This is a genomic window from Rhodococcus sp. NPDC060084 (assembly GCF_042730335.1).
In the GTDB taxonomy this organism is placed as follows: domain Bacteria; phylum Actinomycetota; class Actinomycetes; order Mycobacteriales; family Mycobacteriaceae; genus Rhodococcus.
This window is the reverse complement of sequence record NZ_JBHWWX010000037.1, coordinates 24070-44340: the sequence shown is the minus strand read 5'-3', so window position 1 is coordinate 44340 and position 20271 is coordinate 24070. Positions and strand designations below refer to the sequence as shown.

At 68.5% G+C, this 20271-nt stretch carries 17 protein-coding genes; 4 read left to right on the top strand and 13 right to left on the bottom strand.

Translation table 11 applies throughout. The features are described 5' to 3' along the window. Positions 1-42 precede the first annotated feature (42 nt). Positions 43-792, bottom strand: a complete 750-nt coding sequence (locus tag ACFWBU_RS17160) for a DoxX family membrane protein (RefSeq protein WP_296550417.1) — start codon at positions 790-792, stop codon at positions 43-45. Positions 793-870: 78 nt separating this feature from the next. Here ACFWBU_RS17160 and ACFWBU_RS17155 point away from each other — a divergent pair, with 78 nt between their 5' ends. Next, the gene (locus ACFWBU_RS17155; RefSeq protein WP_169619643.1) at positions 871-2019 is read left to right on the top strand and encodes a sorbosone dehydrogenase family protein; all 1149 of its coding nucleotides are present in this window, start codon (positions 871-873) and stop codon (positions 2017-2019) included. 104 nt (positions 2020-2123) lie between these two features. Here ACFWBU_RS17155 and gatB read toward each other — a convergent pair whose 3' ends face one another. The 4 genes from gatB to ACFWBU_RS17135 all read right to left on the bottom strand — a co-directional run bounded on the left by gatB (position 2124) and on the right by ACFWBU_RS17135 (position 6640). Next, positions 2124-3635, bottom strand: a complete 1512-nt coding sequence (gene gatB, locus ACFWBU_RS17150; RefSeq protein WP_378528805.1) for an Asp-tRNA(Asn)/Glu-tRNA(Gln) amidotransferase subunit GatB — start codon at positions 3633-3635, stop codon at positions 2124-2126. Positions 3636-3702: 67 nt separating this feature from the next. After that, entirely contained in the window at positions 3703-4734 is a 1032-nt protein-coding gene (locus ACFWBU_RS17145; RefSeq protein WP_169619645.1) for a 6-phosphofructokinase, read from the bottom strand. Positions 4735-4802: 68 nt separating this feature from the next. After that, on the bottom strand, positions 4803-5480 hold the full coding sequence (locus tag ACFWBU_RS17140) for a response regulator transcription factor (protein WP_169619646.1): 678 nt from the start codon (positions 5478-5480) through the stop codon (positions 4803-4805). An 11-nt stretch (positions 5481-5491) separates the two neighbouring features. Continuing rightward, a complete protein-coding gene (locus tag ACFWBU_RS17135) occupies positions 5492-6640 on the bottom strand; it encodes a sensor histidine kinase (protein ID WP_378528807.1) in 1149 nt (382 codons plus the stop codon). A gap of 166 nt (positions 6641-6806) precedes the next feature. Between ACFWBU_RS17135 and ACFWBU_RS17130 the strand changes: the two genes are divergently transcribed. Beyond that, positions 6807-7487 carry a hypothetical protein gene (locus ACFWBU_RS17130; protein ID WP_206036534.1) on the top strand — a complete coding sequence of 227 codons (681 nt, stop codon included), beginning with the start codon at positions 6807-6809 and terminating at the stop codon, positions 7485-7487. Continuing rightward, positions 7484-8869 carry an alpha/beta-hydrolase family protein gene (locus ACFWBU_RS17125; RefSeq protein WP_378528804.1) on the top strand — a complete coding sequence of 462 codons (1386 nt, stop codon included), beginning with the start codon at positions 7484-7486 and terminating at the stop codon, positions 8867-8869. The genes ACFWBU_RS17130 and ACFWBU_RS17125 overlap by 4 nt, the downstream gene beginning before the upstream one ends. A gap of 74 nt (positions 8870-8943) precedes the next feature. Here the strand turns inward: ACFWBU_RS17125 and gatA are convergent, their stop codons facing one another. Both gatA and gatC read right to left on the bottom strand, forming a co-directional pair. Continuing rightward, a complete protein-coding gene (gene gatA / locus ACFWBU_RS17120) occupies positions 8944-10419 on the bottom strand; it encodes an Asp-tRNA(Asn)/Glu-tRNA(Gln) amidotransferase subunit GatA (protein WP_378528803.1) in 1476 nt (491 codons plus the stop codon). Continuing rightward, positions 10416-10715, bottom strand: a complete 300-nt coding sequence (gene gatC / locus ACFWBU_RS17115) for an Asp-tRNA(Asn)/Glu-tRNA(Gln) amidotransferase subunit GatC (RefSeq protein WP_169619649.1) — start codon at positions 10713-10715, stop codon at positions 10416-10418. The genes gatA and gatC overlap by 4 nt, the downstream gene beginning before the upstream one ends. A gap of 312 nt (positions 10716-11027) precedes the next feature. Between gatC and ACFWBU_RS17110 the strand changes: the two genes are divergently transcribed. Continuing rightward, a complete protein-coding gene (locus tag ACFWBU_RS17110) occupies positions 11028-11678 on the top strand; it encodes an amino acid-binding protein (protein WP_169619650.1) in 651 nt (216 codons plus the stop codon). Between the two features lie 60 nt (positions 11679-11738). Here ACFWBU_RS17110 and ACFWBU_RS17105 read toward each other — a convergent pair whose 3' ends face one another. From ACFWBU_RS17105 to ACFWBU_RS17080, 6 genes are all read right to left on the bottom strand, one after another. Next, on the bottom strand, positions 11739-13724 hold the full coding sequence (locus tag ACFWBU_RS17105) for a YhgE/Pip family protein (RefSeq protein WP_169619651.1): 1986 nt from the start codon (positions 13722-13724) through the stop codon (positions 11739-11741). Positions 13725-13726: 2 nt separating this feature from the next. Continuing rightward, on the bottom strand, positions 13727-14458 hold the full coding sequence (locus tag ACFWBU_RS17100) for a hypothetical protein (protein WP_378528802.1): 732 nt from the start codon (positions 14456-14458) through the stop codon (positions 13727-13729). 252 nt (positions 14459-14710) lie between these two features. Next, complete coding sequence (gene ligA / locus ACFWBU_RS17095) at positions 14711-16798, bottom strand: NAD-dependent DNA ligase LigA (RefSeq protein WP_378528801.1); 2088 nt, start codon at positions 16796-16798, stop codon at positions 14711-14713. Positions 16799-16888: 90 nt separating this feature from the next. Beyond that, complete coding sequence (locus ACFWBU_RS17090; RefSeq protein ID WP_346765295.1) at positions 16889-17917, bottom strand: methionine synthase; 1029 nt, start codon at positions 17915-17917, stop codon at positions 16889-16891. Continuing rightward, complete coding sequence (gene mnmA, locus ACFWBU_RS17085; protein WP_169619653.1) at positions 17914-19008, bottom strand: tRNA 2-thiouridine(34) synthase MnmA; 1095 nt, start codon at positions 19006-19008, stop codon at positions 17914-17916. The genes ACFWBU_RS17090 and mnmA overlap by 4 nt, the downstream gene beginning before the upstream one ends. After that, entirely contained in the window at positions 19005-20240 is a 1236-nt protein-coding gene (locus ACFWBU_RS17080) for a cysteine desulfurase family protein (protein ID WP_169651744.1), read from the bottom strand. The genes mnmA and ACFWBU_RS17080 overlap by 4 nt, the downstream gene beginning before the upstream one ends. Between the last annotated feature and the right edge of the window lie 31 nt (positions 20241-20271).

Below are 20271 nucleotides of genomic sequence, written 5' to 3'. Positions count from 1 at the left end.
GGGCCGCACACATGTGTGCGGCCCCCGCCGTTTTCCGTGGTCTCAGCGGCCGAACAGCCACAGACAGACACCCGCCGCGACGCCGAGCAGCAACGCGACGAACGATCCGAGGAAGGGACGTGTCGCCCACTTGCGCGGGCCGTCGGCCGCGATCCTGCCGGGACCGGTGAGCGTGAGCGCCACCGCCGCTGCGGCGAGGAGAACCTCGTACTCGAAGCCGGAGCGGTCGGACGCGAAGTACTGCACGCCCGGCTCGAGGTCGTGCTTGAACAACACGGCGTTGATCATGATCGCGACCACCGCCGCCGCGGCAAGAGGTGTCAGCAGACCGAGCACGAGCAGCGCACCGGCCGCCGTCTCGCCGACCGCGCCGACGATCGCAAGCACCCGGGGCTGCTGATATCCGGCCTCGCGCAGCAGTTCCTCGAAACCGTCGAGTCCGGGCCCGCCCCACAACCCGACCAGTTTCTGCAGGCCGTGGGCGATCAGGGTTCCACCGACCGCGAGTCGCAGAATCAGCAACCCGAGATCGAGGGTGCCGCGTCGAACCTTGACCGGATGCTGCTCGACGGTCGTGGACGCGGGATCCGCCACGTAGCCACCGGCGGTGCCGGGCCGGTACATCTGCTCGGTGGGCGCCGCGTGGGCACCGCTACCGAACGACGATCCGTCGAGGTCGAGGTCGTCCTCGGACTCCAGCCGGGAGGCACGAGTGCGCCGCATCTGGAGTGTCGGCTCGTCGAAAGGACTCGATCCTGTTTCCGGCGATCGGCCGGTTTCCTTGTCGGTCACGCCACCAGGGTAGGACTCCGGGCGCCCGAGCACCCGGCATCCGGAGGCGACACGCGGCGTGCCGGTAACGTTTGCGCTATGACGTGGGGCAGGCAGTCGACAGGTTCGCGCGGTGTTCGGACGGCGGCGGTGGCACTGGCCGTCGGGGTTCTCGCGCTGTCGTCCTGCGCGAGGTTCGACGATGCGGCATCGACACCGTTCACCCCCGAACCGACCTTCGATTCCGGTCCCGGTTTCGGGCCGCAGGACCCCACGACGACCACGACGACGCCGAACGCCTCCGCCGTGCCCCCGGGGCCGTGTGAAGATCCCGATCCGGCAGTGGTCGCGACCTGTCTCGACACGACCGGCGGGCTGGTGACCCTGCCCGGCGGTGGTGCCGCACTCGTGACGGAACGACGGACCGGACGAATCCTCCAGGTCGCGCCCGACACCGAGCCCGTGGAGATCGCCACCGTCCCCGTCGACGCTTCGGGTGACGGCGGCCTGCTCGATGTGGCGCTGTCCCCCACCTTCGACGAAGACCGGTTGCTCTACGCCTACATCACCACCCCCACCGACAACCGGGTCGTGCGGGTCGCGGCCGGCGACACCCCGAAGGATGTGCTGACCGGCATACCCCGCGGCGCGACGGGAAACGGTGGCGCCATCGAATTCACGTCCCCCACGGAGATGGTCGTCCTCACCGGAAATGCGGGAAACGGCTCCGCGGCAACCGATCCCGCTTCTCTGGCCGGGAAACTGCTCGAGTTCCCGCTTCCGGCGCCGGGCACCGCACCGGTGCCCACCGTGGTGCTCTCGGGCATCGGCACGGCCGGTGACGTGTGCCGCGACCCGGGCGGCAATCTGTGGGTGACGGACCGGACCGAACTCGAAGATCGTCTCCAGCGCATCGGCGCGGACGGCTCCGTCGGTGCGGGCCCGGCATGGACTTGGCCCGAGCGACCCGGTGTGGCGGGATGCGCCGCGTCGCCGGACGGTATCGCGGTAGCGCTGACCGGCGGGAAAGCGGTCGCCGTGGTGGCGATCGATCCGGGATCGGGTGCGGTCACCGCCGCGCCGGTCCTCACCGTTCAGGATCGCTACGGCCTGCTTCGCGGGGCGGCGTCGTCCCCGGACGGTCTGCTCTGGATCTCGACGGTCAACAAGTCCGGCGGTGAACCCGGACCGAACGACGACCGCGTCGTGCGCATCCAGTTCCCCGCGGGCGGCGGCGGCTTCGACTGAGGTCCGGCTCGCCCGGGCAGAGACTGCGGTCCGGGAAACGTTCGTGCAGACACCACCGCGGCCGACCCGGAACGGGCTCGGCCGCGGTGGTGCTCAGCAGGACGTCAGCTACAGGCAGCGATAACGAGTTCCTTGACGCGGGCGGGGTCGGCCTGTCCGCGTGTCGCCTTCATGACATCGCCGACGATCTTGCCCGCGGCCTGGACCTTGCCGGAGCGGATCTTCTCGGCGATATCCGGGTTCGCGGCGAGCGCCTCGTCGACGGCAGCCTGCAGCTTGCTGTCGTCACGCACCACGACGAGTTCGGGATGCGCCTCGAGGATCTGCTCGGGATCGCCTTCACCCGCGAGCACGTGATCGACGACCTGACGGGCGACTTTGTTGTTGAGCTTGCCGCTGTCGATGAGCGCGACGACCTGCGCGACCTGCTTCGGACTGATCGGAAGATCGGCCAGTTCGACTCCGCGCGTGTTGGCCTGCTGCGTCAGGTACGACACCCACCAGGATCGCGCCGCGTCGGCGGGCGCACCCGCCTCGGTGGTGGCGATGACCAGGTCGAGGGCGCCGGCGTTGACCAGGTCGCGCATCACCTCGTCCGAGACACCCCATTCGGCTTGGATGCGGGCCCGACGCAACCACGGCAGCTCCGGGAGCGTGCCGCGCAGTTCTTCGACCCACGCGGCGTCGGGTGCGACCGGTTCGAGGTCCGGCTCCGGGAAGTACCGGTAGTCCTCCGCGGTTTCCTTGCGGCGACCCGGGGATGTGGTGCCGTCGGCCTCCTGGAAGTGCCGGGTTTCCTGGATCACCTCACCGCCGGAGAGGAGCACTGCGGCTTGACGGCGCATCTCGTAGCGCACGGCCACCTCGACCGACTTGAGCGAGTTGACGTTCTTCGTCTCGGTACGGGTACCGAACTCCTTCGCGCCGATCGGCATGAGCGAAATGTTCGCGTCGCACCGCATCGATCCCTGGTCCATGCGCACATCCGACACATCGAGCGCGCGGAGCAGGTCGCGCAGGGCGGTCACGTAGGCGCGTGCCACCTCGGGCGCGCGTTCTCCGGCACCGACGATCGGCTTGGTGACGATCTCGACGAGGGGCACTCCCGCACGGTTGTAGTCGAGCAGCGAGTGGCTCGCACCGTGGATCCGGCCGGTGGCGCCGCCCACGTGCAGCGACTTGCCGGTGTCCTCCTCCATGTGCGCGCGTTCGATGTCCACGCGCCAGGTGCTGCCGTCGTCGAGCACCACGTCGAGGTAGCCGTCGGTGGCGATGGGCTCGTCGTACTGCGAGATCTGGTAGTTCTTCGGCTGATCCGGGTAGAAGTAGTTCTTGCGCGCGAACCGGCCCCACGGGGTGATCGAGCAGTTCAGGGCCAGACCGATCCGGATCGCCGACTCGACCGCCGCCTGGTTCACCACCGGCAGTGCGCCCGGGAGACCGAGGCACACGGGGCACACCTGGGTATTGGGCTCGGCGCCGAACCCCGTCGGGCACCCGCAGAACATCTTGGTGGCGGTGTGCAACTCGACGTGCACCTCCATGCCCATCACGGGCTCGAACTTCGCGAGCACGTCGTCGTAGGCGAGCAGGTCGGCAGACACAGAGGCAGTCATGCACCTGATTTTAGACCGCCCCCCGAACGGGGCGGCGCGGGCTCGTACCCGGCCACCCCGCGCGGCCTCAGCCGAAGAGAACGCGCATTTCCTGATAGCGCGACTCGGGCACGAACTTGGGGTCGGCAAGCGATTCGTCGAACCCGACCCGGGCGATCTCGGTGCCGTGCAGCGCGACCATGTGTCCCCATTCCTCGTCGGCGACGAGATCGGTCACCGCCATACCGAGGCGGGTTGCGAGCACCCGGTCGAACGCGGTCGGAACACCACCGCGCTGGATGTGTCCGAGCACGGTGGCGCGGGTTTCGATGCCGGTGCGCTCCTCGATCAGGGGCGCGAGCACCTCGCCGATACCGCCGAGCCGGGGGCGATCGAACCCGTCGAGTCCCTTGGTCGAATACGCCTCGTCCATATCCGGGAACTTGAATCCCTCCGCGACGACCACCATCGGCGCACGTCCGCGGTTGCGGACGCTGAGCACCCATTCGCAGATCTGCTCGAGGCTCTCGGGGTGTTCCGGGATCAGGATGGCGTGGGCGCCACCGGCGGTACCCGAATGCAGCGCAATCCATCCTGCATGCCGGCCCATCACCTCGAGGACCATGCACCGTTTGTGGGAATTGCCGGTCGTACGCAGCCGGTCGATCGCCACGGTGGCAATCTCCACGGCGGTATCGAACCCGAAGGTGTAGTCGGTGTGGCTGAGGTCGTTGTCGATCGTCTTGGGAACACCGACGATCTTGATCCCGTCCTCGAACAGGCGTTTCGACGCCGCCGCCGTGCCCTCACCCCCGATGGCGACGACTGCGTCCACCCCGAGCCGGTCGAGAGTGGCCTGAATGTTCTGCGCACCGCCCTGCGGGCCCTGATAGGGACCGAACCGGCTGGTACCCAGAATGGTGCCGCCCTGCTGGGCCAGACCACGAACTCTGCTGCGATCCAACGGAATCGCGTCGCCTTCGACGAGTCCGCGCCAACCGTCGAGGAAACCGACGAACTCCTGGCCGTGGACTTCCGTGCCTTTCAGGACCGCGCCGCGGATGACAGCGTTGAGGCCCGGGCAGTCCCCGCCGCTCGTAAGAATCCCGATCGTCGTCATGCATACCTCCGTCGAATGGACTTCGTTCCGCCCTGCCATCCTGCCCGTTACGCCGCGGCAGGGCAGCCCTAACCCGGAGTCACCAGCCCCGATTCGTAGGCGATCACCACCGCCTGCGCACGGTCGCGCAGGTGAAGCTTGCCCAGAACCTTGCCGACGTGGGTTTTGACGGTCTGCTCGGCGACGAACAGACGCTCGGCGATCTCGGTGTTCGACAATCCGTGCGCGATCAGTTCGAGGACTTCGAGTTCGCGAGGGGTCAGGACGCCGAGTGTGTCGTCACGCCGACGCCGTGAGGGGCGACGCCGGGTGACGTCGGCGATCAGCCGGCGCGTGACGGTCGGCGCGAGCAGTGCCTCCCCCTTCGCCACGACCCGCACGGCACGGACCAACTCGTCGGCCGGTGCGTCCTTGAGCAGGAACCCGCTCGCCCCCATCCCGAGCGCCTCGTACACGTAGTCGTCGAGATCGAACGTGGTCAGCATCAGCACGCGTGAACGGGGTTCGCGCGTGTCGGACAGGATGAGCCGGGCCGCGTCGAGTCCGTTCATCTCGGGCATCCGCACATCCATGAGGACGACATCCGGTCGCAGCCGCGCTACCTCGGTGACGGCGGCCCGCCCGTCGGGCGCGTCGCCGAGAACACTGATGTCCGGCTGCGCGGCAAGCAACGCGCCGAAGCCTTGTCGCACCATCGCCTGGTCGTCGGCGATGAATACGGTGACGGGTCTCTCGAACTCGATCATCGGCCGCCAGCCTAGGCCGCGAGCGTCGGAAGCAGTGCCCGCACCTCGAATCCCCCGTCGGGTCGCGGGTGTGCGACAAGGTTTCCCCCGACGGCCGCAGCGCGTTCGGCCATCCCGCGGATGCCGGTGCCGCCGCCGTGGTCCGATGCCGAATCACCCGGTTCTCCGGGGCCGTTGGTCACCGAGATCGTCACGGTCCCTTTTCCCCACTCGAGGCAGGTCGCTACTTCCGCGCCGGGCGCGTGCCGTGCGCTGTTGGTGAGAGATTCCTGAAGGATGCGATACATCGTCAGCGCCACGGCGTCGGTCACGCCCGCCGGCACCCCCGTCGTCCGGGCGTCGAGCCGGATCCCGGCACGCCGTGAGGCCTCGAACAGATCGGCAATCCGGTCCAGGCCGGGTTGCGGCGCGCTCTCCGGCAGTTGTCCGTCGCTGCGGAGCACGCCGAGGAGGCCGCGCACATCGTTGAGCGCTTCGCGAGCGGCGGCGCCGATCGTGTCGAATTCCGCGCGCACCTCGTCTGGCATCGTAGGGAGCCGATACGGTGCGCTCTGCGCCTGCACGACGATCATCGACATGTGGTGGGCGACGATGTCGTGCAGGTCGCGCGCGATGTGCGCCTTCTCTTCGAGGATCGCGCGCCGTGCACGCTCGAGTTCGCTGACCTCCTCCTCGTGTGCGAGTTGCCGACGGGAGATCACGAGCCAGCGCACGAGTAATCCGAACACGACGACGGCGGTGATCCCGATGGCCCAGCCCCAGCCGTCGTTGCCCGGCACGAATCCGAAGAAGAGCAGTACCGTCGCAAGCCACACCGCGAGGACGACGCGGATGTCTTCACGGACGCTCACCGCTGCGACCAGCACAAGCATCACGATGATGTGCACGACCTGCCACGGATAGTCGAACCCGTCGACGCGGTCGACGACGACCGGGACGACGAGCGCCGTCGCCGCGGTGAGGGCCCAGCCGAGAAGCGGCCGGACCCAGACGAGCAACATCGGGAACACCGCCGCCGCGGACAGCAGCGGCATCACCTGGGGCGACACCTCGTGGGTCAGGCGCAGGGTGGGCCAGGCGACGGCGTACAGAATGAGCGTCACCGCGACGACGCACATCGATGCCCAGTGCCGGCGGACGAACCGCCCCGTGGACCGCATTCCCGACGATTCCCGCTTCTTCACACGTTCACGCTAGGTTTTGCGCCCCTCGCCTGTCCTCATACCTGAGAGTGAGATCCGGGCGACCCTCCGGTACGGGCCGCTCGCTCCGGACCGCTCCGTCGCGTGATCCGTGCGGGTGTGTTCCGTTCCTAGCGTCGCCGCCATGACATTGCGATTGCTGGTCCGCCGGGGTGCGGCCGCCCTCATTGTGGGCGCAGGGGCGGCGCTGTGCGTAAGCGCGACGCCCTCCGCGGCCACCGGTATCCCATCCCCATCGGCCGGAGCGCCGCACGCGCTCGCGGCCACCGCCCCCGTGGATATCACGGCCACCGCTGCGGCCGTCCACGCTCTCGCGACCGACGACACCGCCGCTGCGATGGCGGCGTTTCCTGCGGACTTCGCCGCCACGATGGGTTACTCGCCGGTGACCGAGCCCGGGTTCACATCCACAGAGGTCCTCGCGGACCCCGACGGGGACTGCTCGTCTCCGGTCCCGCTCCCCAGCTCGTTCGACGCCGCGTGCCGTGTCCACGATCTCGGGTACGACATGTTGCGTTTCGCCCGGGACAGCGGACAGGAACTGGGTCCCGACGCACGCCGCGAGCTGGATGCGATGCTCGCACGTCACCTGCGTGCCACGTGCGAATCCGATGCAGCCCAGAGCGATCCGTCCTGTATGCCCGCGGCCCATCTCGCCACGACCTTCGTGCGTCTCAACTCCTGGCGCCAGGGCTACCGCATCCCGATCTCCGAATCCCCCGCGTCGTTCCTGATGGTGGCAGGTCTCGGCGCACTCCCGGTCGTCTTGGGCGCGTGGGCAGTGCGAAGGGCGGCCCGCCGATGAGCATCCTCGCTCGCGACCACACTGCCGGGTCCCCGCCGTTGCACCCGGGCACCGCCGGGCGCGTCCGGTCCGTCCTGGCATCGTCGGGACCGACGATCGGTACCAGTGTCACAATCGCTGTCGCACTCTGGTTTTCACTCGCGCCGTCGCTGCTTCCCCGCACGTCGTCGACGCAAGGGCTGGTGTCCGGACTGGTGGTCGTGCTGGCACTGGCGGTCCGGGCGGGTATCGCGCGAATGCGCGCCCCGCGCCCGGCACGCGTATCCGGCGAGACCGAGGTGCGGTACCTCGCCGCGTCCGTTGCCGCCGCGTCCGTCGTGATCGCCGGGACCGGCGCACACCACTGGCAGAACGCGCTGCGAGAGGCGATGGGACAGGCACAGATCGGGCCGCGTTATTGGCTCGACGTGTTCGTCACGGCATCGATCGCCGCCGCGCTCCTCGTCTTCTCGGCACGGGTGGTACGCACGATCCTGCGGAACCGGCGAGGACGACGAATTGCGGTGACGATCGGTACAGCTTGTCTTGCAACATGGTTCGCTGCCGGATCGGCACTGCTCTCCCCTGCCCCCGGCGCCCCGGACCCCACTTCCCTGTCGCCTCTTCCGTCCGCCGCGGGGCTCGCGGGATCGAAGGATTCCCTCGTCGGATGGGACACTCTCGGACGTGAGGGGCAGCGTTTCGTGTCCCTCGCCTCCGCCGGATCCGCTGTCCGCACCTACGTGGGTCTGGAGTCCGCCCCGGACGTCCCGGAGCGTGCGGCACTGGCCGTCCGGGAACTGGAACGGGCCGGCGGATTCGACCGCGCGCATCTCGTGCTCGCGGTACCCACGGGGTCGGGGTGGGTGGACGCGCACGCCGTCGAAGGCTTCGAAGCACGCTGGGGAACCGATGTCGCGATCGTCGCTCAGCAGTACTCGGACGCCCCGAGTTGGATGACCTTCCTCACCGATCGTGACGCAGCCGCCGAATCGGCCCGCACACTGACCTCTGCCGTGCGCGCCCACGTCGACGGCATGCCGGCGTCCCACCGCCCCGAGGTGCACGTGTACGGGCAGAGTCTCGGCGCGTCCGGTGCCGCCGCGGCGTTCCCCGATGCCGAACCGGGGTCGTGCGACACGGTGCTGTCGGGTCCACCCGCCGGGATGAGCCCTCCGGGAGGAACCGTCCTGGCGAACAGTTCGGATCCGGTGGTGTGGTGGCAGCCTTCGCTGCTCTGGTCGCCTCCGGACCTGTCCCATGCGCGGGTGGATGCCCCCGTCCCGCCGTGGTTACCGGTGATCACCTTCGCGCAGACGACCGTGGACCTGCTCACCTCCCTCGACGCTGCGCCCGGCCACGGTCACCGGTACGGACAGGATCAGGCGCAGTGCACTCCGTGATCGAGCGGCGACACGGAACGACCCGCAGGCTCCGGGAGGGAGCCTGCGGGTCGTCGACGGCGACGCGGGGACGCTCAGGCCACGATCGGGCCCCGGGCAGCCTCGTATGCCGCACCCACGCGGTAGAGGCGCTCGTCTGCCATCGCCGGAGCCATGATCTGCAGGCCGACCGGAAGCCCGTCGTCCGCGGACAAGCCCGACGGCACCGACATCGCGCAGTGACCGGCGAGGTTCGTCGGCAGCGTGCACAGATCGGACAGGTACATCGCGAGCGGATCGTCGACCTTCTCGCCCAGCTTCCACGGAGTGAACGGGCTCGTCGGGGAGACCAGCACGTCGACCTGCTCGTACGCCTTGTCGAAGTCCTGCGCGATGAGACGACGCACCTTCAACGCCTGACCGTAGTAGGCCTCGTAGTAGCCGGAGGACAATGCGTAGGTGCCGATCATGATGCGGCGCTTGACTTCCTTGCCGAACCCGGCAGCGCGGGTGGCCGCCATGACCTGGTCGGCGCTCATCGTGCCGTCGTCCACGCGCATGCCGTACCGCATCGCGTCGAAACGGGCGAGGTTGGACGAGACCTCCGACGGGAGGATCAGGTAGTACGAAGCGAGCGCGTACTCGAAGTTCGGGCACGACACCTCGACAACCTCGGCACCGAGTTTCGTCAGGGTCTCGACGGCCGCATCGAACGACGTGATCACACCGGGGTTGTAGCTGTCGGAGTGCAGTTCCTTGACGACACCGACCCGCAGTCCGGACAGGTCACCGTCGGCACCGCGGCGGGCAGCCTCGACGACCGGGCGCACCGCGGCCTCGACCGAGGTGGAGTCGCGCGGGTCGTGCCCGGCGATCACTTCGTGCAGCAGCGCGGTGTCGAGGACGGTGCGGCCGCACGGGCCACCTTGATCCAGCGACGACGCGCACGCGACCAGGCCGTACCGGGACACGGTGCCGTAGGTGGGTTTGGTGCCGACCGTCGCGGTCACTGCGGCGGGCTGACGAATGGAGCCACCGGTGTCGGTGCCGATCGCCAGCGGCGCCTGGTAGGACGCGAGCGCAGCCGCGGAGCCGCCGCCCGATCCGCCCGGGATGCGATCGGTGTCCCACGGGTTGCGGGTCGGACCGTATGCCGAGTTCTCGGTCGACGAACCCATGGCGAACTCGTCCATGTTCGTCTTGCCGAGGATGGGGATACCGGCCTGCCGCAGCTTGGTGGTCAGCGTCGCGTCGTACGGCGACACCCAACCCTCGAGGATCTTCGACCCGCACGTCGTCGGCATGTCGGTGGTCGTGAACACGTCCTTCAGCGCGATCGGCACGCCCGCGAGCGAGGACGCCGGCGTCTCGCCTGCGGCCACGGCGCGGTCGACCTCACGCGCAGCGTCGAGCGCCTGCTCTCCGGCCACGTGCAGAAACGCGTTGTAGCCGCCGTCGACCGCTCCGATGCGGTCCAGGTGCGCCTGGGTCACCTCGACGGACGACAGGTCACCGGCGTGGATCCGCGAGGCGAGCGTCGCGGCGTCGAGCCGTGTCAAATCGGTGCTCATTCGCCCTCCCCCAAGATCTGCGGGACGGAGAACCGTCCTTCCTCGACGAGGGGTGCACCCGACAGCGCCTGCTCGGGCGACAGTCCGGGAATCACCTCGTCCGGCCGTGTCACGTTGGTGACGGCGTTCGGGTTCGCCATCGGCGCGACATCGTCCGCGGCCACCTCCGACACCGCCTTGACATGGTTGAGGATCGAATCAAGCTGGCCGGAGAACTCGTCGAGTTCGGCGTCGGTCAGCGCGAGCCGGGACAACCGGGCGAGGTGCGCGACCTCGTCACGGGAGATGTCAGGCACCGTAGGTGGCCCCTTTCCGATGGGAATTGAACTTCCTGTCCAGGGTAGTGCGTGCCCGATACGGTCGTGCAGTCGGTTCGATCACCCCCCGTGCGCCCCGTTCGCCGTCGCGCTGTTTCGTTCGTACAAAGGAATTGTTGCGTTCTTGTGAATCGGATGGCCGCGACCGGGCATTTTCGGGTGAGGATCGCCGAAACCGGTGATGGGCGGTCACAATCGGCGTGCGGCGGGTGGAAAGATGTGCCCCACCGGGGTGCACTGCGATCCCGGGCCGGCGTACGGGGCGCCGGCATCCTCTGGGAAGGGACGTACGTGTCATATCTCTTGCGTGTCCGGCTACCCGATCGTCCCGGTAGCCTCGGCGCGCTCGCCTTGGCTCTCGGTTCTGTCGGAGCGGACATCCTCTCGCTCGATGTCGTGGAACGCGGCACGGACTACGCGATCGACGATCTCGTGGTCGATGTCGATCCGGGCAAACTGCCCGACACCCTCCTGACCGCCGCGGAGTCGCTCGACGGTGTGACGGTCGATTCCATCCGGCCGTACGCGGGCATTCTGGACACCCACCGGGAACTCGAGTTGATCGATCACGTCGCCGCGGCCCGGGACGACCGGCTCCAGGTTCTCGTCGACGGTGCCCCGCGTGTGCTGCGGGTCGGATGGGCGACGGTGCTCGGAATCGGTACACACGGCATCTACCGCATCGCCGGCAGCGCCGGAGCCCCCGAGACACACCTTGCCGACGTTCCGTGGATGCCACTGGCGAAATCGACGCTGCTCGACCACGAAGCGGACTGGGTTCCCGGCCTGTGGCGCGACATGAACACGATGCTGGCCGCCGCGCCGCTGGGAGCGCCCGACCGAGTGCTCGTGCTGGGCCGGCCCGGTGGACCGGAGTTCCGCCCGTCGGAGATCGCGCGGATCGGCTATCTCGCGGGCATCATCGGTACCGTTCTCGCCTAGCCTGCGCCGGCGTTACCCAGACCCCTCCGTTGCCGGGCCCTGCGCCCACAGCCCGAAGTGTCAGACCTCCACCGGCGGATAGAGCCGCTGCATGGTGTACCGCCGGTTTCGCCTCACCGCCAGGGCGCTTGCGGTGAGGGACACCAGCAGGAGCCCGACCAGGACTGCCACGGCCACCCACAGGCGCGAGTCGACCTGTTCGGCGACCGTGAGCTGCCGCAACCCCTCGACGGTGTAGGTCATCGGGTCGAAGGGATGGATGTACTGGAACGGTTTCGCAGTCGTGGGTACCGGATAGATGCCGCCTGCCGAGACCAGTTGCAGCATCAGGAATGCGAGGGTGACGACCCGCCCGACCGCCGTCCCGAAGACCGCATTGAACGCTTGGATCATGGCGAGATAGGTCGCCGCGATGAGCATCAGGAACAAGATCGTCCCGGCGAGGTGCTTGACGTCGAGACCCACGCCGAAATGCACCACCGCGTACATGACCAGCGCCTGCAGGATACCGACGAGCAGCGCCGGCCAGTACGACGCGAAGACGGTGCGGTACAGCCCGACTCCACCGACCGTCGGACGGGATTGCAACGGTGTCAAGAGCATCCACGTGATGATGCCGCCGACGAACAGTGCCAATGAGAGGAAGAAGGGAGCGAACCCGGTGCCGAACGTCGACGCGAGGTTGTTGTAGTCCTGCTTCAACGCCACCGGCGAGGCCAGGGTGTCGGCAGTCGCGGTGCGCTGCTGATCCGTCCAGCTCGGCACCTCGCCAGCGCCCTGTGACAGCTGCTGGGCCAGTTCGTCCGAGCCCGACTGCAACTGCTCCATTCCCGACGACAACTGTCCGGCACCGTCGGCGAGCCGGAAACTCCCGTCCGTCAGCTCGATCAGCCCGGAATTCAGCGTCCCCGCGCCCGAACTCAATTCGTCCACCCCGTTGCGCAACTGCTCCACATCCGACGCCAGATCGCCGCTCTGCAGCAACGCCAGCCCGCTCTGGAGGGGACTGTTCGGGTCGAGCAGTTCGTACTCGACGGCCTGGGCTTCGCCCTGCAAGCGCACGATCTCCGCGCGCAACGCCTCTGCGTCTGTCTGCACCTGCTGCGCTGCGAGCGGGCCCAGCACGGCAAGGGCCTGCTGGGCAAGCGGATCGTTGCTCTGCCCCAGCACGTCGACGACCGTTTGCAGCGCCGACCCCGCCGCGGCCTCCACCGGCTGGGGCACCCGGCTTTCCAGTGCGATGAGCGATTGCCTCAGTTGCGTCACCCGGTCGGCAATATCGGTCGGTGCGCCGCTGTTGAGGAAGCCCAGCAGCGGATCGGCGACGCCGTCCACGGCGGTGGCGAGTTCGTTCGCGCCGGTGGCCAGCCGGGCCGATCCGTCACGGGCGGTGACGAGGTTGTCGGCGAGTTCGCGCGACCCCGAGGTGAGCTGGTCTGCTCCGCTCTTGGCCGTGTCGATCCCGTTCGCGAGTGTGCCGGCGCCGTCCGCTGCCTTCTTCAGCCCCGAACCCGCGCTTTCGAGCCCGGTGAGTATCTGTCCGACGCCCTCCGCGCCGATGGTGGCGTTGATCTGGTTGAGCACCTGTTCGGAGGCGTCCTGCGCGATGATCGTGGCGAGATAGTTGTTGGCGTCGTTGAAGGTGAACACCAGGTTCGCCTTCTCCGGATTGTCCCCGCTGGGGGATTCCACTGCCTCCGTGAAGTTCTCGGGGATGGTCACGGTGTAGTAGTACTTACCGCTCGCGAGACCGGCAGTCGCCTCGCTCTCCGGCACCTCGATCAGATCCAGCTTTCCCGAGTCGAGCAGCGATTTGACGACTTGATCGCCGGCATCGACCTGTTGGCCGGTCGAGGAACGTCCGGTGTCGTTGTTGACGATCGCCGCGGGGATCTTGTCGACCGCACCGAACGGATTCCAGAACGCCCACAGGTACATCGCGCCGTAGAGCAACGGCATCAGAATGATGGTGACGAGCGCGACACGCGGCATCGTGCCGCGAAAGTACCGTGTGATGTCGCTCCCCAGCGAAAACGCAGCCAGCATCGCTACCCCGTCTCGGTCATGACGCCGATGTCGCCCGGCCCCAGAAGATCGTGCAAGTCCACCAGGGTCCGCACCGCGGCCCCGGGAGGAATCGGATTCACGTCGGCGGTGATCACCGATTGCGTCTCGCCCAGTGCGATCAGCCTCTCGAGAAGAACCGCGCGCTCGGCGTCGTCGGCGATCCGGTCGAGCCGCCCGACCACCAGCAGCGGCGGGCGCCGGGTGTTCGCGACCGCGATACGCAACAGCATCTGCTGAAGTTCCGGCAGGTCGTCGATGAAAGCCCGCAGGTGCGGGAGTTCGACGTCGCCGAACACCTCCTCGCACATGTCCGCGACTCCGCGTTCGTCGACCCGTGGCACGAGCCGGTACCAGGGCGAATCCCACCGCTTCTGTTCGGTGACGAGATCGCGCACGGTGACCGAGGGCGGCACCTCGTCGAGTTCGTTCATGCACGCGATCGCGGAATGAGCGAACACCTTTCTCGGCTGGTCCTCGTATCCGAGGACGGTGAGCGAACCGCCGGTCAGGCGCATCCGTCCGCACAACGCCATCATCAACGCGGTGCGTGCCGCCCCGGCCGGTGCCGCCAGCACGGAGACTCCACCCTCGTCGATATCGAGGTCGAGCGGACCGAACACATGTCCCCACGGCCCGTCCAGTTCGATGCCCCGCGCCGACACCAGAGTCCCCGGAGCCGGCGCCCACGACGCGCTGGGGTCCGTCACAGACATTTCGACCATCTCCACCCCACGTCTCCGGCGTCGGTAGACCGACGCCTTCGCCTCGGAGGCCGTCGCGCGGGTCGGTCCGTCTCGTAGGAGGGCGACCACCGAAGGACAGGTTCACAGCACGTTCTTATCGATCATGCCTTTGTTCACGCCGACCGAGAGGCGCTTTCCGGGATGTGTCAGGAGATTCGGGCTGTGGCACGGCACAACGGAGGTGAGCGCGGCCGGCCCGCCGGGTGGAACCCGTCCGTCGGGTCAGCCCGCCTCGCGCACGGCGTCGGGGCCCTGTTCGAGCAGAATTCTGAACCCGTCCTCGTCTATCACGGGCACGCCGAGATCGGTCGCCTTGTCGGCCTTCGTACCGGGATTGTCGCCCACCACCACGAATGCGGTCTTCTTGGACACCGAACCGGCCGCCTTGCCGCCCCGCGCCAGAATCGCTTCCTTCGCCTGATCACGCGAGAAGGTCGCGAGCGTGCCCGTGACGACGATCGAGAGACCCTCGAGTGTGCGGGCGATCGACTCGTCGCGTTCGTCTTCCATCCGCACCCCGGCCGCCGCCCACTTGTCGACGATGGCGGCGTGCCAGTCCACCGTGAACCACTCGACCACGGCGGCGGCGATCGTGGGACCCACGCCTTCGACGGCGGCGAGTTCCTCGAGGGACGCCGCCCGGATCCGGTCCAGGCTGCCGAACTCCGTCGCGAGAGCGCGTGCCGCCGTGGGACCGACGTGCCGGATCGACAGCGCGACCAGGACGCGCCACAGCGGCTGTTCTTTCGCATTGTCCAGGTTCTGCAGCAAACGCTCGCTGTTCTTCGACAGCGCGCCTTTCGACGTGAGAAAGAACGGCGCCTTCCGGAGGTCGTCCTCGGTCAGCGAGAACAGATCGCCCTCGTCGGAGATCACGTTCGCTTCGAGCAGGGCCGTCGCCGCCTCGTATCCCAGTGCCTCGATGTCGAACGCACCGCGTCCGGCGACGTGGAAGACCCGTTCGCGCAACTGTGCCGGGCAGTTCCGCGAATTCGGGCAACGCAGGTCGACGTCGGCTTCCTTCGCGGGCGCGAGTGGGGTCCCGCACTCGGGGCATACGTTCGGCATCACGAATTCACGTTCCGTGCCGTCGCGCAGGTCGACGACGGGTCCGAGGACCTCGGGGATGACGTCGCCGGCTTTCCGGATCACCACGGTGTCGCCGATGAGCACGCCCTTACGCACCACTTCCGACGCGTTGTGCAGCGTCGCGAGCGAGACGGTGGATCCGGCGACGGTGACCGGTTCCATGTACGCGAACGGCGTGACCCTGCCGGTGCGTCCGACACTCACCCGGATGTCGAGCAGTCTGGTGGTCACTTCCTCGGGCGGGTACTTGTAGGCGATCGCCCAGCGCGGGGCACGCGAGGTGGCACCGAGCCGGCGATGCAGGCCCATGTCGTCGATCTTGACGACCAGGCCGTCGAGTTCGTGCTCGATGTCGTGGCGGTGTTCGCCCCAGTACCGCATGCGCTCGACGACGGCGTCCGCTCCCCGGACGCGGAGGGTGTGCGGCGAGACCGGCAGACCCCACGCGGCGAACGCGTCGTACGCCTGCGACTGCGATTGCGGCGAGAACCCCTCGATGCGGCCGTACCCGTGGCAGTACATGCGCAGCCGACGCTGCGCGGTGACCGCGGGATTCTTCTGTCGCAGCGACCCTGCCGCCGAGTTCCGCGGGTTCGCGAACGGCGGTTTTCCGGCGGCGACGAGACCGGCGTTGAGGTTCTGGAAGTCTTCGAGACGGAAGAACACCTCGCCACGTACCTCGAGCAGCGTCGGGATCGGGTATTCCTCGGTGGCGGTGAGCTTTTCGGGCACCTCGTCGATCGTGCGCGCGTTGAGCGTGACGTCTTCACCGGTACGGCCGTCGCCGCGGGTCGCGGCGCGCACGAGTCGGCCGTTCTCGTACACCAGGCTCAGCGCCACACCGTCGATCTTCACCTCGCACAGGTAATCCGGGTGTGTCCCGGTCTCGGTCTCCGCGCGCGCGAGCCATGCCCGCAGCTCGTCCTCGTCGAAAACGTTGTCGAGGCTGAGCATCGGCTCGAGGTGGCTGACAGCGGTGAAATCGGTGGCGAACCCTCCGCCGACGAGCTGGGTCGGTGAGTCCGGGGTGCGCAGCTCCGTGTACTGCTCCTCGAGCGCCTGGAGTTCGCCGAGCAGTGCGTCGAACTGACCGTCGGAGATGATCGGCGCGTCGCGCACGTAGTAGCGGAACTGGTGCTCCCGTACCTGCTCGGCAAGATCCTGCCAGCGCTCGCGCGCCTCGGGAGGAGCGGTGGCAGGCGCGTCCGTCGGTTCACTCACAGGTCACAAGACTAGTCGAGGACCCCGACAACTCCGCAGCGATCCGATCGCACCGGACCGGGTCCGGCGGCGTCGGCCGGACCCCTTTCGTCAGAGCGTCTCGGGGTCCTCCGAGAGCGCTGCCGAGATGTCGCGCGCCGACTTCAGTGCCTGCCGCGCCCAGTGCGGGTCCGCCGAGGCGAGCCCGCACGTCGGGGCCACGGACACCGACCGCAACGCGGTACGGGGGAAGCCGAGACGGTCGAAGAGTTCCACGGCAGGTGCCGCCTGCTCCCGCCAGCTGGGCACGGGGTTGGGAGCGGTGGTCGGAACCAGCCCGAGGACGAGCGCGGTACCGGAATCGAACAGTTCACCGATGCCGTCCAGATCGGCCCGCGACACCCTCGTGAGATCGAACGCGACGGCCTCTGCGGCGCTGCGGCGCAACAGGTCGGCGGGCAGGCTGCCGACGCAGCAGTGCACCGCGACGGACAGTCCGGTGCCGCGGATCGTCGTATCCAGGACGTCGAGCGCCTCGGGTTCGGGCCATGCCGGAACCGTCTCGAGGATCGTCCTGCCCTCCAATGTCCCGGCGAGGACATCGGGAAGCGCGGGTTCGTCGAGTTGCACGACGACCTGCACGCCGAGTCTGCGGTGCAGTTCGGCGGCGTGCCGCGCAATTCCCTCCGCCAGCGACTCGGACAGTTCGCGCACCGCCCCGCGGTCGAGCAGGACGCGACGGCCCGTGGCGAGTTCCAGATGAGCAGCCAGCGTCAGCGGACCGGCCGACTGCACCTTGACCGTGCGATCCGGCCCCGCACCGGCGCGTTCCCACGCTTCCTCGAGCGCGTCGAGGTCCTGCCGGAGCAGATCTTCGGCGCGCGCGGCGATCGTGCCGCGCCGGGAGACCAATCGGTAACCGGTCGTCGATGCGTCGAGATGGAGGTCGACGAGCAGCGCGCTCGCCCGCCCGATCGTGTCCGAACCCAGACCTCTGTCCGGAAGTTCCACGAGATGCGGAAGCTCGGCGAGTTCCCCGACCACCACAGCCGCCGCTTCGCGCGCGTCGGTGCCCGGCCACGAACCCACTCCGGTGGCGATCCCGGACCAGATCCCCCGAGCCGGGTCTCGGGTCGTCACATGCCCTCGGCTACGGGCCGTGCGACCGCGATCGTGCCGCTGCCGAGAACGATGTCTCCGGCCGGGTCCGGCCGGTACAGCACCGCGGCCTGACCGGCGGCGACGCCCGTGAGCGGTTCCCGCAGAGAGATCTCGATGCCCGAACCGGCCGCCTCGGCGACCGCCGGGGCGATCCCGCCGTGCGCGCGGACCTGCACGACGCATTCGACGGGGCCGTCGGGTGCGCTACCCGAGGTCCATACCGCACGCTCCGCATGGATGAAGTCGACCTTGAGGCGTTCGGCGCTGCCGACACGGACGGTGCCCGTCTCGGGTTCGATCGCGGTGACGTACCGCGGACCGCCGTCGGCGCCCGGACCGGAGATCCCGAGTCCCTTGCGCTGACCGATCGTGAAGCCGTGGACGCCCTCGTGCTCGGCGAGGACCTCCCCCGAATCGTCGTCGACGACCGCACCTGGCCGCACCCCGATGCGCGCGCCGAGGAAGGCCCGGGTGTCACCGGAGGGAATGAAGCAGATGTCGTGGCTGTCCGGCTTGTTCGCCACCGCGAGACCGCGCTCGGCGGCTTCGGCGCGGATCAGGTCCTTGGGTGTGTCCCCGATCGGGAACATCGCCCGCGACAACTGTTCCGCGGTCAGCACTGCCAATACGTAGGACTGGTCCTTGTCGGCGTCGACCGCGCGCCGCAGCACCCCGTCCTGCAAGCGCGCGTAGTGTCCGGTCGCGACCGCGTCGAAGCCCAGGGCCACCGCGCGGTCGGCCAGCGCGGAGAACTTGATCTTCTCGTTGCACCGCAGGCACGGATTGGGGGTCTGACCCGCCGCGTAGGCCTCCACGAAGTCGTCGATCACGTCTTCTTTGAAGCGGTCGGCGAAATCCCATATGTAGAAGGGGATTCCGAGCATGTCGGCGGCGCGGCGGGCATCGCCGGCATCCTCCTTCGAGCAACAACCTCGCGAACCGGTGCGCAGGGTGCCGGGAGCAGACGACAACGCCAGATGCACCCCCACCACGTCGTGTCCGGCATCGACAGCGCGGGCCGCGGCAACCGCCGAGTCCACACCGCCGCTCATAGCCGCAAGAATCCTCATCTCCGGTCACCTCCTCGTCCACCAGCGCTCGCCATACCGGCGGCACGTGCCCGCTCCACCACGCGCGGCAGAGCGTCGATCAGTACATCGATGTCGTCTCGGGTCGTGGTGTGCCCCAACGAGAATCGCAACGACCCGCGGGCGGTCGCGGGGTCGGATCCCATCGCGACCAGCACGTGGCTGGGCCGCGCCACGCCTGCCGTGCACGCCGACCCGGTAGAGCATTCGATCCCGGCCGCATCGAGCAGCATCAGCAGCGAATCCCCCTCACAGCCGGGGAACGTCATGTGCGCATTGTTGGGAAGCCGCCCCGCGCCGCGGGGTCCGTTGAGGATCACATCGGGGATCACCGCTTCGACACCGTCGACCAGACGATCGCGCAGGACGGCGAGTTCGGCGGTCCGGGCCGGAAGGTCGCGGGTGACCTCCCGGAGCGCAGCGGCCATGCCGACGATCGACGCGGTGTCCTGGGTCCCCGACCGGATGTCCCGTTCGTGTCCTCCGCCGTGCGCGAGCGGAACGCAGGGCACCTGGCGTCCGAGCAGGAGCGCACCGACACCCTGGGGGCCGCCGAACTTGTGAGCGGCGAGGGTGAGCGCCGACAGCCCGCTCGCCGCGAAATCGACGGGCAGATGCGCGACGGCTTGCACCGCGTCGCTGTGCATCGGCACACCGAACTCGGCCGCGACGGCAGCGAGTTCGGCGATCGGCATCACGGTGCCGACTTCGTTGTTGGCCCACATGATCGTGACGAGGGCGACCTCGTCCGGATGAGCGGCGAGCGCCTCGCGCAGAACTGCCGGCTCGACCCGCCCGACCGCGTCCACCGGCAGCCAGGTCACCACGGCACCCTCGTGGTCGGCCAGCCACTCGACGGCGTCGAGCACGGCGTGGTGTTCCACGGCGCTCGCGATGATCCGGCGGCGCCGCGGGTCCTGGGCGCGCCGGCCCCAGTAGATGCCCTTGACCGCGAGGTTGTCGCCTTCGGTGCCTCCGGAGACGAAGATCACTTCGGAGGGTCGCGCACCGAGTTCGGCGGCGATCGATTCGCGGGCTTCTTCTATCCTGCGGCGTGCCGCGCGTCCCGAACCGTGCAGGGACGAGGCATTGCCGGTGGTTGCGAACACCCCGGTCATCGCGTCGATCGCCGCGGTCAGCATCGGCGTGGTCGCGGCGTGATCGAGGTAGACAGTTTTCGGGGTACCGGAGGATCCGGTGGCGGGCGAGGTCATGACCGATCCAGGATAGCGGGTGGCTCGGGGT

What these genes read in the sequence shown, in the direction of transcription:
- ACFWBU_RS17135 (WP_378528807.1), bottom strand. Translation starts at nt 6,640, where the DNA reads ATGCGGTCCACGGGGCGGTTCGTCCGCCGGCACTGGGCATCGATGTGC.
- gatA (WP_378528803.1), bottom strand. Translation starts at nt 10,419, where the DNA reads ATGAGCACCGATTTGACACGGCTCGACGCCGCGACGCTCGCCTCGCGG.
- ACFWBU_RS17105 (WP_169619651.1), bottom strand. Translation starts at nt 13,724, where the DNA reads ATGCTGGCTGCGTTTTCGCTGGGGAGCGACATCACACGGTACTTTCGC.
- ACFWBU_RS17125 (WP_378528804.1), top strand. Translation starts at nt 7,484, where the DNA reads ATGAGCATCCTCGCTCGCGACCACACTGCCGGGTCCCCGCCGTTGCAC.
- ACFWBU_RS17130 (WP_206036534.1), top strand. Translation starts at nt 6,807, where the DNA reads ATGACATTGCGATTGCTGGTCCGCCGGGGTGCGGCCGCCCTCATTGTG.
- ACFWBU_RS17145 (WP_169619645.1), bottom strand. Translation starts at nt 4,734, where the DNA reads ATGACGACGATCGGGATTCTTACGAGCGGCGGGGACTGCCCGGGCCTC.
- ACFWBU_RS17080 (WP_169651744.1), bottom strand. Translation starts at nt 20,240, where the DNA reads ATGACCTCGCCCGCCACCGGATCCTCCGGTACCCCGAAAACTGTCTAC.
- ACFWBU_RS17140 (WP_169619646.1), bottom strand. Translation starts at nt 5,480, where the DNA reads ATGATCGAGTTCGAGAGACCCGTCACCGTATTCATCGCCGACGACCAG.
- ACFWBU_RS17100 (WP_378528802.1), bottom strand. Translation starts at nt 14,458, where the DNA reads ATGTCTGTGACGGACCCCAGCGCGTCGTGGGCGCCGGCTCCGGGGACT.
- ACFWBU_RS17155 (WP_169619643.1), top strand. Translation starts at nt 871, where the DNA reads ATGACGTGGGGCAGGCAGTCGACAGGTTCGCGCGGTGTTCGGACGGCG.
- gatB (WP_378528805.1), bottom strand. Translation starts at nt 3,635, where the DNA reads ATGACTGCCTCTGTGTCTGCCGACCTGCTCGCCTACGACGACGTGCTC.
- mnmA (WP_169619653.1), bottom strand. Translation starts at nt 19,008, where the DNA reads ATGAGGATTCTTGCGGCTATGAGCGGCGGTGTGGACTCGGCGGTTGCC.